The sequence below is a fragment of the Agarivorans sp. QJM3NY_29 genome, from assembly GCF_050870835.2.
GTDB lineage: Bacteria > Pseudomonadota > Gammaproteobacteria > Enterobacterales > Celerinatantimonadaceae > Agarivorans.
Genome location: NZ_CP194036.2, coordinates 1,696,305 through 1,711,357, shown reverse-complemented (window position 1 = coordinate 1,711,357; position 15,053 = coordinate 1,696,305). Strand labels below are relative to the sequence as shown.

General features: G+C 41.5%; 13 protein-coding genes and 1 pseudogene. 9 read left to right on the top strand and 5 right to left on the bottom strand.

Annotation, left to right across the window (positions count from 1 at the left end):
- The first annotated feature begins 1,054 nt into the window (after positions 1 to 1,054).
- From ACRRS0_RS07850 to ACRRS0_RS07830, 5 genes are all read left to right on the top strand, one after another.
- Positions 1,055 to 1,480 (top strand): hypothetical protein, encoded by a 426-nt coding sequence (locus ACRRS0_RS07850; protein ID WP_432453756.1) that lies wholly within the window; start codon positions 1,055 to 1,057, stop codon positions 1,478 to 1,480.
- A gap of 23 nt (positions 1,481 to 1,503) precedes the next feature.
- A complete protein-coding gene (locus tag ACRRS0_RS07845) occupies positions 1,504 to 1,968 on the top strand; it encodes a hypothetical protein (RefSeq protein ID WP_432453757.1) in 465 nt (154 codons plus the stop codon).
- Positions 1,969 to 2,351: 383 nt separating this feature from the next.
- Complete coding sequence (locus ACRRS0_RS07840) at positions 2,352 to 3,152, top strand: class I SAM-dependent methyltransferase (protein ID WP_432453758.1); 801 nt, start codon at positions 2,352 to 2,354, stop codon at positions 3,150 to 3,152.
- 237 nt (positions 3,153 to 3,389) lie between these two features.
- Positions 3,390 to 4,474, top strand: a protein-coding gene (locus ACRRS0_RS07835) for an IS3 family transposase (RefSeq protein WP_432451743.1) whose coding sequence is annotated in 2 segments (ribosomal slippage) — positions 3,390 to 3,639 and positions 3,639 to 4,474 — 1,086 coding nt in all. Because the reading frame shifts where the segments join, the coding sequence is not laid out codon by codon here.
- A gap of 62 nt (positions 4,475 to 4,536) precedes the next feature.
- A complete protein-coding gene (locus ACRRS0_RS07830) occupies positions 4,537 to 5,031 on the top strand; it encodes a hypothetical protein (RefSeq protein ID WP_432453759.1) in 495 nt (164 codons plus the stop codon).
- A 451-nt stretch (positions 5,032 to 5,482) separates the two neighbouring features.
- Here the strand turns inward: ACRRS0_RS07830 and ACRRS0_RS07825 are convergent, their stop codons facing one another.
- Positions 5,483 to 6,388 carry a LysR substrate-binding domain-containing protein gene (locus ACRRS0_RS07825; RefSeq protein WP_432453760.1) on the bottom strand — a complete coding sequence of 302 codons (906 nt, stop codon included), beginning with the start codon at positions 6,386 to 6,388 and terminating at the stop codon, positions 5,483 to 5,485.
- Positions 6,389 to 6,518: 130 nt separating this feature from the next.
- Between ACRRS0_RS07825 and ACRRS0_RS07820 the strand changes: the two genes are divergently transcribed.
- Positions 6,519 to 7,460, top strand: a complete 942-nt coding sequence (locus tag ACRRS0_RS07820; protein WP_432453761.1) for a hypothetical protein — start codon at positions 6,519 to 6,521, stop codon at positions 7,458 to 7,460.
- Between the two features lie 80 nt (positions 7,461 to 7,540).
- A complete protein-coding gene (locus ACRRS0_RS07815) occupies positions 7,541 to 8,752 on the top strand; it encodes a multidrug effflux MFS transporter (protein ID WP_432453762.1) in 1,212 nt (403 codons plus the stop codon).
- Between the two features lie 139 nt (positions 8,753 to 8,891).
- On the opposite strand, the pseudogene ACRRS0_RS07810 reads toward ACRRS0_RS07815, so the two are convergent.
- The 3 genes and pseudogenes from ACRRS0_RS07810 to ACRRS0_RS07800 all read right to left on the bottom strand — a co-directional run.
- Positions 8,892 to 9,035, bottom strand: a pseudogene (locus ACRRS0_RS07810) (transposase domain-containing protein); the annotation flags it as partial.
- 21 nt (positions 9,036 to 9,056) lie between these two features.
- Entirely contained in the window at positions 9,057 to 10,220 is a 1,164-nt protein-coding gene (locus ACRRS0_RS07805; RefSeq protein ID WP_432453763.1) for a hypothetical protein, read from the bottom strand.
- A 2-nt stretch (positions 10,221 to 10,222) separates the two neighbouring features.
- Positions 10,223 to 12,253 (bottom strand): DUF3857 domain-containing transglutaminase family protein, encoded by a 2,031-nt coding sequence (locus ACRRS0_RS07800; protein WP_432453764.1) that lies wholly within the window; start codon positions 12,251 to 12,253, stop codon positions 10,223 to 10,225.
- A gap of 371 nt (positions 12,254 to 12,624) precedes the next feature.
- On the opposite strand from ACRRS0_RS07800, the gene ACRRS0_RS07795 reads away from it, so the two are divergent.
- The gene (locus ACRRS0_RS07795) at positions 12,625 to 13,272 is read left to right on the top strand and encodes a LysE family translocator (RefSeq protein ID WP_432453765.1); all 648 of its coding nucleotides are present in this window, start codon (positions 12,625 to 12,627) and stop codon (positions 13,270 to 13,272) included.
- 332 nt (positions 13,273 to 13,604) lie between these two features.
- Positions 13,605 to 14,582, top strand: coding sequence for a DMT family transporter (locus ACRRS0_RS07790; protein ID WP_432453766.1), 978 nt, complete (start codon positions 13,605 to 13,607; stop codon positions 14,580 to 14,582).
- 92 nt (positions 14,583 to 14,674) lie between these two features.
- Here ACRRS0_RS07790 and ACRRS0_RS07785 read toward each other — a convergent pair whose 3' ends face one another.
- Positions 14,675 to 15,025 (bottom strand): putative quinol monooxygenase, encoded by a 351-nt coding sequence (locus ACRRS0_RS07785; RefSeq protein WP_432453767.1) that lies wholly within the window; start codon positions 15,023 to 15,025, stop codon positions 14,675 to 14,677.
- Between the last annotated feature and the right edge of the window lie 28 nt (positions 15,026 to 15,053).

Below are 15,053 nucleotides of genomic sequence, written 5' to 3'. Positions count from 1 at the left end.
GGTATCTAACCTCCAGCCCCCACAACACCCTGCATGCGGCTCCGCACAGGGCGTTTCCTGAAAACGGTTAAAATACAACGGCCGATTAGCTCCTTTGCATTCCAATGATGGCTTCTGTTTTTGCGCCATGACTCCTCAGTCCGGTCGGATACGGAGACAATGAGCTGCACAGGCTCCTCATTGATTTTCAGGTTCAGGCCTTCATCATGTCCCAACCATTACACAATAAAGCGGCATTGGGCTCTTTATCTAAAAACGCCGTCTGCTTAAATCGCCATAGCGTGAGTTAAACAATCGCTTGTTAAGCAGATCTCCCACTCTTTGTTTATAAGAAGTAGAACATGCACTTTCTCTTTTCTCTGCACTGCTGCATCATTTACGGTGGCCGTTAGATCACATGGCTTCGTTGTCTTGTGCCAACTCGCCTCCAGCCTACGCCTCATATGATGTTCTTGTTCATCAGTTCGCCCTCTCTTTAGATAAAAAGACGTCCGGCTTCCTTCAGACATTCCCTCGCGGCAATGCCCTTGCCATTCGCTAGTAGTTAGCGTTTAATAATCAAAATATTATTAAACGGTGACCTTCCTACAGAGGACTTTCACCTCATTAGTTCATGCCCATGCTGGGCGTACACAATAAATTTAAGAGAGATTCACAACGCTTGGCGCTTTCACTTCTAGCCAGTTTAGTGTTTATGGCACAATGATTTAAGTAAGGTGTCTGCGTTGTTCACACCTTAATTTGGCGTTATATGCCACCGGAGTTTGAGTGAAAAATACATTAATAGCACTCACTTGTTCATGTGACGATTTAGGTGTTGATAGCTGCTTGGATCGGGGCGGAAGTTTTGACTACGAAACTTGTCAGTGTGACTATGAAAACACTCATGAAGTGAAAAATAGCCATCAATGTTGAAATGTGTTGCAGTGTATTCAGTATGTGGTAGGCGTTATGGCTAGCTAAAATTCCAGTAATTAAGGAAGCTGAATGGCATATAACAAGCCGCTGTAATCGCTCACTGCGTTCGCTGGGACAAAAATATATAGGCAACCCTATGTTTAGTTTCTTCAAGAAAGAAAAATTTGAACCAGAATTCCCAGTCATAGACTTGGACTCAATTCCAGATGAAGTCTTCAGCAAGCTGTCAGCTTTTTCATCAGTAGATATAAGAGAAGATTCGGATGAAAAAGATATAGATTATTCTTTTGTTGTTGAAAAAGGCGTGACGCGTATTCACGTCGGCTTTGCGAATGATAGGATTTCATATGTAAACTACCTCACAGAACGATTTAACGGCAGTGAGAAGAAAAAGGCAGAGAAGCTGAATTGGTTTTTGGAATATTACGGCAAAAAAGAAGAGTATGGTGAGCCAAATAATACTGGCTATATGATATTTTTTCACAACACTAAAAGGAATCTCTCAATCGTATACGGGTTACACATGGGGCCTATTCGTGTTAACAATCACGCAAATGCCTAACAAAAAGGGGAACCGCGAGGGATATGCGCAAAACTAAATTTGATATGAATTTAGCAATATGCCAAAAAGTATTAGAGGCTTTTTCTGATATTGGAAGCGAACAATTGGCTCCAATTATCGAGGGGTTTTCTAAATCTATTGATCAAATAAAAGGCTGGGTAAATGACAATAATTTTCCAGCACCAAAATCCGAAATCGCTAAGGGTTTAGAGCAAGGTATTAACGATCTGTCGTTGTTAATTGAGGACCTCGAACCAAATTTCCGTTCTAAAGCATTTAGCGCTTTTTACCAAGCTGTGAATTCGGTAAATCCAGATTACTTTGAAAAGCAAAATGCTAAAATTCAGCGAGTCATCAAACGCGGTAAAATCAAAACAGAAAGTGAGTTCAATCTCTTACGTAATCGTCTAGACCGCATTGAAGGTAATGGTTCGCACGAAGAAAAGATTATCAGTAAGTTAGTGGAGCTGTATGAAATTCAAGCATAATCGGGTAGCCGGAGGTATCTAGCCCCCACAACACCCTGCATTCGGCTCCGCACAGGGCGTTTCACTTAGAATAGTGAAGCTTTATCCATCCATCTCGTAGCGCAAATAGACCTTGGGATTTCAAGTAAGCATTCGATAATGCTTGTTGGATGCCCGGTGTTTTTGAGCTCATCCATGGGCCTTTACTGGTACTAAGCTGTTAATTTTTGTATGTATTTTTGAAGTAACTCGCTACGCTCAAACAGACTTCAACTTTGATCCCTTGTTCATTTGCGCTACTCGGCGAAGATGATGGGATTTAAAAGCGTAATCTTGGCTATCGAGAGTGTGAAAGATTTTTGTTTTTAGAATGGGTGTTTAGTTTATTATCTCAGGAGGAAGTCGTGCAAGAAGAATATATGGAGTACTACGCAAAGTTTGATGAAGAGAAGCGTCTTCTTTCTCAAAATATTACGCGTATTGAGTTTGATACAACATTGAGTATGTTGGAGTCTTATATAGATCCTTCATGCAATTTAACAGAGCTTGGTGCTGCGACTGGTCGTTATTCACTTCATTATGCTCAGCAAGGGATTAATGTAACAGCTGTTGAGCTAGTTCCTGAATTAGTCGAACAACTTAATAATAATGCAAAACGCCAATCTTTGAGTTTGTCTGTCTACGAAGCAAATGCAACGGACGTAAGCTTTATAGAGAATAACACCCAAGATGTCGTATTAATTTTAGGACCGCTTTATCACATACAATCAAAGTTAGACCGAGAAGCGGTGTTGAAAGAAGCTAATCGAGTTTTAAAACCAAACGGCATAGTTGCAATAGCTTATATCAGCCGGTTCTTTGTTGCAGGTTTGCTCGCAAAAATGTCCAGCGATTTAGTTTTGCCAACTATGTTAAGTGAGTTAAATGAAAGTGGTTTAGTGACTTCACCTGCCGTAGATCCATTTTTTAGAACAGGTTACTTTGCTAAACCATCCGAAATTGAATCTCTCGCAGTTCAAACGGGGTTTTGTGTCGAAAACCATATTGCAACGGATGGTTATGTTCGCTTTATTGATCAAGAGGTCAACCAGCTTAACGAAAAGCAGTATCAAGCTTGGCTGAAGTATCACCTTTCCACGTGTGCGGAACCATCATTACTTGGTAGTAGTAATCATGGTTTAGTCATTGCGAAAAAGTGCAGTTAACAATAAGAATAGGTGTCGCGCAGCCGACACCTTATTCGGGTGTTGAACAAGCCCGATGCTCCTTTCTATAGTAAATAACGCTGTTGATGTTAGCGGGGCCAAAGCCTTGTTCGTTTTCCCAAGGCGAGTTTAGCTAAGACAGGTTGAACGGCGCGAAACCCTTACCGGTAATCCCCCCGAAAATTAATCCCATGCAAAAGTAGAATTTTCTCGTATAGTAAATACAGGAGATTCAACATGAAAAAGTCACGTTACACGGACAGTCAGATCTTATCTATTCTCAAGCAGGCTGAGGCTGGTACACCTGTTCCTGAGCTCTGTCGTGAGCATGGAATGAGCAACGCAACCTTTTACAAGTGGCGTTCGAAATACGGCGGTATGGACGCATCCCTTATGGCGCGGATGAAAGAACTCGAAGATGAAAATCGACGGCTTAAAAAGATGTATGCGGAAGAACGCCTTAAAGCAGAGGTGATCTCAGAGGCGATGGCAAAAAAGTGGTGAAGCCCTGTGAGCGTCGATTGATGGCTCAGCGTTCGGTGGCGAACTATCACATCAGCATTAAAAGTGCATGCTATTGGTTTGGGATCAGCGAGACCTGCTATCGCTATAAATCGAAGCTTCAACCTGAGAATGAGTTGATAGCTCAGGAGTTAGTAACGCTGTGCAACAGTGAAGACTGCTCTGACTGGGGCTTTGGCCTGTGTTTTCACCATTTGCGGAACGTTAAAGGGTATACATGGAACCATAAGCGGGTTTATCGGATCTACTGCGAATTGGCTCTAAACTTACGTATTAGGCCAAAACGACGCCTGAATCGCCATACGCCAGAGCCTCTTAAAGAGCCGATTAAAACAAACCAAGTTTGGTCCGTGGACTTTATGCATGATCAGCTATCTGATGGCCGGAAGTACCGTTTATTCAATGTGATAGATGATTACAAACGTGAAGGTCTGGCGTCAGAACCTGATTTTTCAATGCCCACAGTACGAGTCACTCGGATCTTAGAGCAGCTCATCGAACAACGAACCAAACCTGTTGCGATCCGCTGCGACAATGGTCCTGAGTTCATTAGCCATGCGTTTATTAAATGGGCCAACAACCACGACATTCGAATCGATTATATTCAGCCAGGAAACCCACAACAAAACGCCTATATAGAAAGGTTCAACCGTACTATGAGGTTTGGCTTAGTGAGTAAGTATTTGTTTGACACACTTGAAGATGTTCAAGATCGGGCGACCCAATGGTTATGGTTCTACAATCATCAACGACCACACCTTGCAAATGGAGGGTTCCCACCACTAAAAACGGCAGCATGAATTCTACGAATAAATGCGGTTAATAATGGGAGGATTACCCTACGAAGTGGATTGAATATCGAATGCTAGAAGAACAATATTTTTCCTCTCAAGTTAAAGATCAGGAAAGTTCTGGGCATGAAGGGTATGAACATTATCGGTATGGCGCATTTATACATTGGCTAAGAACTCGTGACTCGGCTACGGATCAGGAGATAGCGCAATTCCTTGAATTAACACTTAACGATACGGATGTGGTTATGGGGGGAAGTGCTGCTATTGAATTACTTAAGTGTCAATGGATTACTGATGCCCAATTTGAAAAGGTATGTACCGAGAGTCGTAAGTTCGGCAAGTGGCCCCTAAAACAAGCAATACGTTATAGGCTATTACGGGAATTGTGTAGCAATGCCGAGTTTGAGCTGCAAGCTCGTTGCCTGGATTCAGGTGACTCCATTGTCCATGAAGCTCTATTAGAGTTACAAAATATTGATGAAAGTATTTTGAAAGGCTTATCTGAAAATGGCGCTAATAAACGCATTAAAAATATTGCCAAAAACCAGGTACAAAAAACCTAGTCGGGTAGCCGGAGGTATCTAGCCTCCAGCCCCCACAACACCCTGCATGCGGCTCCGCACAGGGCGTTTCACTTAGAATGGTGAAGCTTTATCCATCCATATCGTAGCGCAAATAGACCTTGGGATTTCAAGTAAGCATTCGATAATGCTTGTTGGATGCCCGGTGTTTTTGAGCTCCTCCATGGGCCTTTACTGGTGCTAAGCTGTTAATTTTTGTATGTATTTTTGAAGTAACTCGCTACGCTCAAACAGACTCCAACTTTGCTCCCTTGTTCATTTGCGCTACTCGGCGAAGATGATGGGATTTAAAAGCGTAATCTTGGTTATCGAGAGTGTGAAAGATTTTTGTTTTTAGAATGGGTGTCTAGTTTATTCTCGTCTAGTTTATTCACCTAGATTTTTCATGAAGCACCATTTTAACTATGCCTAAGACGGACATATTCCTTCATTTCTATAAATCAGATAAACCTTGAGAAGTTAAAGATAGTGTTTTCACTATCTCTTTGAATCTATTAACTATTTCTGATTTTTCATTATCCAAGAAAATGAGACTAATGTCCATCTTTTGTGGCTCAAGTAATGGAAGTGATACCGTGTCTGTCTGATAAGATATTTTTTCAAATGCCTTAGGAATAATCGCAATACCTAAACCAGCACTCACTAACGAAGGTAGTAATAACGCTGAAGAAGCTCTGTGAGAAATAATTGGTTTGAAGCCGCACACTGATTCTATGATCGCAGTTGCTTGAGTATCATCAGGAGAAGCATATATAACAAATGCTTCATGTTCTAATTGCTGGTAATTTTCAATTCCCTTAGTAGATAAATGATGATTTTTGGGGAGAAGAAACGTTAAAGGTGACGAAGTCAAATGAAGAGATCGTAACCCTGCTGGTATGTCTTTCTTCATAGTCGTCATAAACGCTGTATGAATATCACCATTCTGCACCATCTGGAGCTGCTCATATGGGTCATGTTCTTCTAAACCAACCGCGATATCTGGATACATTTGTCTAAATGTTTCAATGACACTTCCCATAACGCCAGTATAAGCAGCAAGTCCAGAATAAGAAATATTGATGTGCCCCGCTGTACCATTGAATAACGCCTCTGAATACTCTAGTAACTCGTCCATCGCATTGATTATCTTATATGATTTACTCAGAATGTCTTTACCAGCATCTGTCAGAGCAACGTTTCGCTTATTACGAACAAATAGTTTTCCTCCTAAGTGCTCTTCTAAATTTTTGATTTGAATACTTAACGCGGGTTGAACAATATGTAATTTTTCCGCAGCCTTTCCAAAGTGTAGCTCTTCAGCCACACATGCAAAATACTTCAACTGTTTAATATCCACTTCAAATCTCTCTACTTTAAAAGTATTAAATAAAATTAATATATCACACAGATAAAAATAATATATTTTTTATATTAATGATACGGAAATATACTAATAAGTAGTTCCAATACACCAAAGAGTACATTTTATGTCTATTTCTAAACTAGGTTTATCTGCGCTACTTCTATCCTCTATTTTCTGTATGAACGGCTGGGTAAATGCAGAGCCGTCTAATGAAGCTACGCAAAAAGTTCAAAAGGCTAATCCAGTTCAAGTTACGCCAATGCGCAGTATGATTATGGTATCTGTAAGAGATGATAGTGATTTACCTGCTGCATACCGTTGGCTATACAAATATCATGTGCCCGATAGCATTTCGCAATTCATGCCGTATGTAACTAAATATGCAACTTACCGGGCGCTCCCTGTTCCAAAAAACGGTGAAGATTATGGTACGTACAACTGGATAATGACTGAACATTATTGGTTATTAAACCCTTTTAACACTAGTGATTCAGCCACACCAAACGGCCTAGCTTTTAGCGAAGTTTATTCAAAGGAATATTTGGAACTCACACGCCAACCTAGCGATGGTGAACTTCGTCCATCAACTTGGATGGGGAGCAGAGAAGGCTACCACCCTACTGTATTTGTTTTCCTACCAATGTTCTGGGAAGACGATATTAAAGGCAGCGACCGTACTATTGAAGATGGTCCTAACTACCGTTGGACGATTGCGTTTAAATATCCAGACGGAATTAGCCAAGAAGAAGGTGACAAATGGTTTAAAGAATCTTTTGCTAAAGAACTTGCTAAGTTACCAGAAGTAAACCGAATTATATCAAGTCGTGTACTGAACACTCCACGAACCAGTCCGTTCCAGAGGGTAGCTGAAATTTGGTTTGACAGTAGTAAGCAGTGGGAAAAGGCTATGTCTGAAGTAAAAGATAAGATTAAGAAACCTTCTTGGGCGGAATATGACCAATTCCCATACATCGAACCTTATAAAGATTTTGTTGGGGAATTCTTACTTGATAGACCGGAATCAGATCATTTAACTCAATACCGTGGATATATCTCTACCCGATAAACAGTTAATTTTCCCATAAACCTAAGTTCTGCCAGTACATCGATACTGGCAGACTATTTTCTTGGAAGCCCCTAATTATTATGTATATAGAATCAACGAATAAAGTTAATCATAAGGCCATCATACTGGTTTTAGCAATGCTAACCGCCTTTGCACCATTCGCTACAGACATGTATTTGCCTGGGTTTGCTGCTATGGCCGAAACTCTGAATACTTCGACACCAAGCTTACAATTAAGCCTTTCTATATTTTTTTTAGGGTTAGCTGTCGGACAACTGTTATACGGACCAATATCAGATCGTTGGGGAAGAAAGACTCCCGTAATAACTGGGATTGCCATTTTCTTTATAGCATCAGTACTCATAATGTTTACCACTAACTATGAGCTTTTCATTGTGCTTCGGTTTATACAAAGCATTGGTGGAGCTGCCGGAATGGTAATGAGTAGGGTAATCATTCAAGATTTATTCGATCAGAAACAAAGTGCTCAAGCACTATCAACGATGATGGTGATGCAAGGAATAGGCCCCGTACTTGCTCCTATTTCAGGTGGCTTCTTAATAAGCCATTTTGCTTGGCAATCTGTGTTCTTATTATTATCTGTTTTCAGTTTCTTTTGCTTATATACGACGTTACGTTATATCCCAGAAACTTTGGTGTATAACGAAAGAAAAAATATTTCTGTCAATGATATTGCCAGACAGTTTATCAACATTCTGAAAGTTAAAGCTTTCTTGATCCCATGTCTTATTAGCTCTTTAGCCGTTTCAGTAATGTTTACCTTTATCGCAGCATCTCCAGATTTGTTTATGAAGATCTACCAATTAAACGAAACTCAATATGGATTTGCATTTGGTGTTATCGCCTGTGGCATAGTTGTTTTCAGCCAAATTAATAGACTGTTATTATCACGCTACACGCTTACTCAGATACTGAAGATGTCAATGATTTTTAGCGTAATTTTTTCTGTATTATTAATGCTATCTTTATCATCATCATCGTTAATCTACACAATGATTCCTCTATTTTTTTGTGTTGGCATGGTGCCACTAATAGCTGCAAATAGTACCGCTCTGGCAATGTCAGCTTTTCCAAACAATGCAGGTCCAGCCTCCTCTTTAGTTGGAATAATGCAATTTGGAATGGGTTTTATCTTTAGTAGTTTACCCGGTCTATTTGGAAACAATAATACGATAGTGATGGGCATTGTAATTGTGGGGTGTTTTAACCTCTCACTTATGCTGTTTTCTCTTTTGTCATCAGCAGTAAATTACACTCATAAGTTTAAATAACTCTATGACCTTATAGATGAAGTGGACGTAACCGTTCACCACCCCCCTATTGACATGTGACCGACAGCACTGGATCCGACTTTATCTTGTTGAGTGATCATTTCCAGGGTAAGCGCGCCCCACGATCCCACGGGCCATTTTAGTGTGAGAAGTTCCAGGGCAACAGAGCGTCGAGAGCAGGCTCTGGCTTTGCTAGCTCTTTCATACATTTGACCATGTAATCATAGAGTATCAGCCCATTGGCTTTTGCCGTCTCGATAATGCTATACAGGACTGAGCTGGCTCATACACCAGCACTTCAGCACTAATTTATATATTTAGCGTAACGTTGATAGTTGGCCGTTGTTATAAACGAATTGCCTGCCTCTAGCTCTAACAGAGATTGCTTACTGTAAGCCACCGAAAAACGGTCATATAAGACTTTGAGTAACAGTTCTGCTTGTTCATTCTGCTGGGTTTTCATTGACAGATGGAGCAACGCTAAGTATGCATCAGGTTGATAAGGCTGCTTAAGAATGCTGTCAACCAGCATGGTTTCCGCCAATTGAGACTCACCTAGAGCATCTTGTAAACTAGCCATTTCCACCTGAATTCGAACATCCTTAACCACTGGCTCAGGGTATGCGGCTAAACATGCCAAGGCGAGTTCGTATTTTTTTTGCTCGTAATAATACAAAAAGTAACGGGGGTGTATGGTCTTGTGTCTTGCCAAGGAACGACTCAAAGCAACCGGTAATTCTCGATTTGGTACATCATCGCGAACTCGTAGCAGAACCCCAAGTATCGAGTCTTGCTGCTGAAAGCGTTTTGGCATGAGATTATAAGTGCGTAGCATTTGATTATAGCGAGAGTCTTCTAGGTATTTAAAAAATAGACCTAAATTATCTAACTGTTTATGGGAATAAACATTAGTACGAGAACTCTCTTGTATGAAATCGAAACCACTAGAGATCCCCGCACCTAAAGCTAAATTCACAACATCAACAATAACACCGTTCAACCATGTGAATTGATAATAAGCCAAAAGGTCATGATGAGCCGCGCGGTAATAACTAATAAAAGAGCCATTATTACCGGTTTGACTGCCGATATACATCCACTCCATATCTGGCGTTTGCTTCATCCCGGTAATCATGCCTTCACTCACCGTTGAAAACAATCTGTTTAAGTTCTCTTTAGCAGTGGCGTTGAGATCCTTGGTGCCGATGAAATACTCAATCATTTTATCGTAATCTATTTTACTGGATAACGCGTCTTCGGTTTGTTGATTGAGCGCTGACTCAAAATTGAGAAAAAATTGCTCGCTATATAATTCAACTGGCTTTGCTGTGCGAGGTGCTGGTTCAGCCATCTGCCCCGTGCTCAACTCCGGCCCAGAGGTTCTCTGTTGTGTATTGGTTTGCTCGGCGTCAGTACTGGCACAGGCTTGCAGCAACACAAGCAAGAACCCGATAATCAAATGCTTCATGATCACTCTCCTTGCTCAGTGGCTTGCTTTTTATTTAATAAAAAATTAACCAATTGATTCATCGACTGATAAGCCGGATCAGAGGTGACATTGGTGATGCTATAACTAATATCTAATTGTTTTCTGGCCTCACGCATCAACTTGGCAAAGGCTCGCACACCTTTTGCATCAACTGCGGCTTGTTTATTTTGATAACGCTGTTTATAAATAAGCGTTCGATAATGGGAATCAAACGTGGCGCTAAATTTAAAATAATCATCTTCGAACAGCTGCTCATCGTTAAGCGCACTAAAATCAACATCATACGGCAAAATCAATTTTGATTGATGTGAAACGGTGATCGGCCCGCCAAGCGCATAAGCTTGGCGGCGGTCTATTTTTTTGGGAACCCTCAAGTAATAGTCCAAACTACTTGAATACAAACTGAACACCGCATCCGCTTGTTCCAATCTCCAAAAATCATCTAACACGTAGTGCTCTTTCACTTCAATGCGATTACTTATTTTGTCATCATTAATATTAATATCTTGCAGGGCTCTTAGCGCAGGATAATAGCGTTGGTAGTATTCCAAATAAGCCTGAGACAAACGTTTTATCGATTGATTCGCCATGTCATAACGAATGCGTTCCGCTTCGGTACCTGTAAAAACACTATTCACCGTCAATAGAACCGGCGATTGGTAATCGGCGGCGCGAAAGGTTTCGGATACATCCACTAAGTTATCACTAGCATTTAACTCAGGCATTGTCGTTAAGCCGGTATTTCCAGGAGCAATCACTAAAGCTTGGCCGAAGTTAGCAGGCACAATCGTTTGTAGCTGCGATGCTTGATAAGCATTCGTTGGATCAATCCAGTACTGCCGGTTTTGGTAGGTCATACGCACGATGGCATGATTAAAAGCGTTATAGCTGGGTAAGGAATCGCCAATAGTATTGCGTTTATAACTAGAGACTAAAACCGGGTAAGCTTCGACGCCAATGGCTCTTAAGGCGCGAACCAACAGTAAAGATTTGTCCTTACAGTCACCATAACGATTATCAAACACTTGCGAAGGTTGATGGGGGCGGTGAGAATTTTCGGCAATTTCAATCCCCAAATAACGGACCTCTTGCTGCGCAAAGGCAATCGCTTTTTCAATCGCTAATTGAGTGGGCTTTGTCTTTAAGTCGGCTAGCCACTTTGTAAATGCAGGAGAGTCATCTTCTGGCAAATTAAATAACTGCTCTGCCCAGTTAGACACTTCTTGCCATGTTTGAAAGCTAGTGACTTGCCAAAAAGGATAGACATTATCCCAACTGGGAGCCTGACCATCTTCATCATAAGCGGGAACATCTTCAAGATGAACCGAATAACGCAAAGCATTGGCCAACGACTCAACTTTAACCTTGGTATCCAAATTCACCACTTGGGTAGAGAGCGGTCGGGCCTTCGGACTGACAACGCTAACCCAAACCTGGGCAACATTATCTCTCCAGCCCAAACCAAAAGTTTGGCTAAAGTTGCCTGCAAAGACTGGATTTTCGCCAATCACGCTAAAACTATAATCAATAATGTCACCTGCGCGAACGTCTTTTAGCCATAACTGTAACTGCTTTTCCCCTGAATAGAGTTTATTGTGTTGTTCCGTTTCCAAATCAATTAAACGAATATCTTTAGTAAACAAGCGATTGAGCTTGTGATGCTGACGATGAATTTCAATATGGTGTAATTCTATGCGTTGAAAATCAGGATTGAAGGTGATTTTAATATCCGAGTTATCTTCTATTCCCCTAACATCATTCACTTGCAAACGAAGATGCCGATAAAAATGAACCTGCTTGGTTTTTAGATTCACTTGGGTATCGGTGACTAAAAAATTAGCCGACGGTAGCCTTTTATCTGAAACTTTACTGGCGACTGCCGGATGTTGTACCACCCACTGTGGCACAGTGCTCACTCGCCAAAATGGCGACTCGGCGGCCTGAGACGAATTAAGAACAACGAACTGAAATAAAAACAAAAATAAGATAATAATTGGTCGACAGGCTGGCACTGCAAATCCTTGCACATAGTGATAAGGCTCCATACTAGTAACAAAGAAGTAAAAATTAAAGTCGAGTTTCAAGGTAAAGTTAAAATCGAAGCGGTAGCCCCTGCAGATGACGACATCACTAGCAGACAAGTCTTTTTAACAAAACGCCAATCTTAAGCCACAGATGTAACGCAGCAAAACCAAACCTTCTATTTTGTTTAATCGTTTGCTGTAAGTTGCCCATCGACACTTCACCGAACACCCAAGAATTATTTATTGCACAATTCTTGCTTATTTTGTTTTAATCTTCGTCTCATGCAATCAGCATCCCATTCAAAGACATCAACTGATTTGTCTTGATTGTTGGTCATACAACACGCAAGGAGTACCTTTTGGAATATATTCAGCTATTCAGTTTTATTGTCGTCACCAGTCTCTTGGTGATCTCCCCGGGCCCCAACGGTTTATTGATAGCAAAAACGGTTCCTACATCCGGTAAAAAAGCTGGCTTTTTAAATATCGCTGGTTTTGTTGCGGCTTTCTATCTGCATGGATGTGTTTCCATTTTTGGACTTGCCGCGCTGCTATATCAATCTGCGACCGCGTTTATGCTGCTCAAAATTGTCGGCGCAATCTATCTCACTTGGATAGGGCTAAAGTCGCTATGGGCGGCCTATAAGCCAAAACCGTCATCATCTGAAGACGCAACTACACTCAGTTCCCCGCTCACAACACTAACTAAGCGCAGCGCATTTTGGGAAGGTTTTTTAACCAACGCTCTCAATCCCAAAGTTTCGATGTTCTATCTTGCGGCTTTTCCCCAATTTATTCCAAATCACCAGCAAGCCATTGTTTATGCCTTGTTACTGGTCACGGTGCATGCTTTGATCGCCCTACTTTGGTTCTCTTCACTAGTAGTATTGATGTCGAAACTCTCCAGCATGGTGAATAAAGGCTTGTTTCAAGGTCTACTCAAGAGCATCACAGGCTTAGTGTTTATTGGATTTGGCGCCAAGCTACTGATGTTAAATAATAAGTAGATACCGCACGCCAGAATTAATTTCGCGGTTGGGGCGAGTGTTATGCCATATAGGGGGCAACATGCGGACCCCACATCGCGTGAGCGCGAACGAGCGGCGCTTCCCAAAGCACGGTGGATCGAAGATACAGAAACATAGATATATCGGTTATTGAAGCCCAAATATACACTTCAACTATGAAATATTTCCGCTGATAAACTAAATCTATCGAGATAAAATACTACAAATAAGCTATAGTGCTTGGCTTGATTTTCTCATCAACAAAGTTGTTGGACGCTCGAGCCAGCAAAACTGGCTGATGAGCCTTGTGATTTGGCTAAGGTTAACAATTCATGATCCACACACCCGCTATTTTCTTTACCCGTCGTCCGGTTGTATTTGGCTTAGCCATTTTATGTACCCTACTATGGGGCAGTGCCTATCCCGCCATTAAAACTGGCTACCAATTATTGGCCATCGCCCCCCATGACATCGCTTCACAAATGGTATTTGCTGGTGAGCGCTTCCTGCTAGCCGGTATCTTATTACTGATACTCGCCCGCATCATGGGTAAACATCGTTTTGGGATGAGCATCAAGAAAATGCGACAAATTGCACTACTCGGTGTAAGTCAAACCAGTTTCCAATATGTTTTCTTCTATATTGGCCTCGCCTTTGCGAGCGGTGTAAAAGCGTCGATTTTGAATGCTACCGGGACCTTTTTTAGCGTGATTCTAGCGCACTTCATCTATAAAAATGATCGTTTAAGTCATCGCAAGTCTATTGGTTGCTTGGTTGGTTTTGCGGGGGTCTTTTTGGTTAATTTTAATGGGTCATTACTCAATTTTGAATTCAGCCTGGCGGGTGAAGGCTCCATTGTTTTGGCAGCGTTTATCCTCGCGGCGGCCTCTATCTATGGCAAAAAAATCTCTCAAGAGATCGACGCAATGCTGATGACAGCCTGGCAATTAGCAATTGGTGGCTTAGTATTACTCGCCTTGGGTTTCGCCTTTGGTGGAAAACTTGGCCAGTTTGACCTTGCTAGCAGTCTATTACTTTTTTATTTGGCCTTGTTATCTTCGGCTGCCTTTGCACTTTGGAGTACTTTACTCAAATACAATTCAGTAGCCATGATCACCGTGTTTAACTTTTTGATCCCAGTATTTGGCAGCATGCTTTCAGCATTATTTTTAAATGAATCGATTTTAGAATGGAAATATTTACTGGCTTTAGCGTTGGTCTGTTCAGGGATCTATCTGGTCACTCGCCTTCCCAGCGCCGCGACCCGCAAACAGGCCATGGCGGAGGAAGTCCCTCAACCAGATAACTAGCCAAACAACAAGGGAGATGTCGACCAATACGTCATCTCCCCGAATGTTATAAAGTCTGTTAATTAAGACTTGATGCTCTAAATATACAGCAGTTAAGCCAGTATAGGCGCATCAAAATCGGCTGGTTCATCACTATAAGCACGTACCAGCGCATCTTCCACCAAGCCAGTTTCGGCCACACAATGGGTTTGAAAGAAATCTTGAATTTCCTGGCGCTCACAGTGCGCCTCAAAGCTGGTTTGATCGGCCCAAATTTCGTGAAAGGCAATTGGATAACCGTCGGCAGGCGCGAAAGGATTATCGATTTTCCGTGTCACCGTATACTGGATACAGCCATCTTCACGCGCAGCATTAGGTTCTAAAGCTTGCAGCACCTTAAATAACTCATTCTCTTTACCTGCTTTAGGTTTAAACATCGCAACGCAGTAGATTTTCTTAGACATTGAGCTTTCCTTATAAAATTGCGAGCCA

Coding starts and splice junctions, on each gene's coding strand:
- ACRRS0_RS07850 (WP_432453756.1), top strand. CDS start 1,055: ATGTTTAGTTTCTTCAAGAAAGAAAAATTTGAACCAGAATTCCCAGTC.
- ACRRS0_RS07845 (WP_432453757.1), top strand. CDS start 1,504: ATGCGCAAAACTAAATTTGATATGAATTTAGCAATATGCCAAAAAGTA.
- ACRRS0_RS07830 (WP_432453759.1), top strand. CDS start 4,537: ATGCTAGAAGAACAATATTTTTCCTCTCAAGTTAAAGATCAGGAAAGT.
- ACRRS0_RS07820 (WP_432453761.1), top strand. CDS start 6,519: ATGTCTATTTCTAAACTAGGTTTATCTGCGCTACTTCTATCCTCTATT.
- ACRRS0_RS07815 (WP_432453762.1), top strand. CDS start 7,541: ATGTATATAGAATCAACGAATAAAGTTAATCATAAGGCCATCATACTG.
- ACRRS0_RS07805 (WP_432453763.1), bottom strand. CDS start 10,220: ATGAAGCATTTGATTATCGGGTTCTTGCTTGTGTTGCTGCAAGCCTGT.
- ACRRS0_RS07790 (WP_432453766.1), top strand. CDS start 13,605: ATGATCCACACACCCGCTATTTTCTTTACCCGTCGTCCGGTTGTATTT.
- ACRRS0_RS07785 (WP_432453767.1), bottom strand. CDS start 15,025: ATGTCTAAGAAAATCTACTGCGTTGCGATGTTTAAACCTAAAGCAGGT.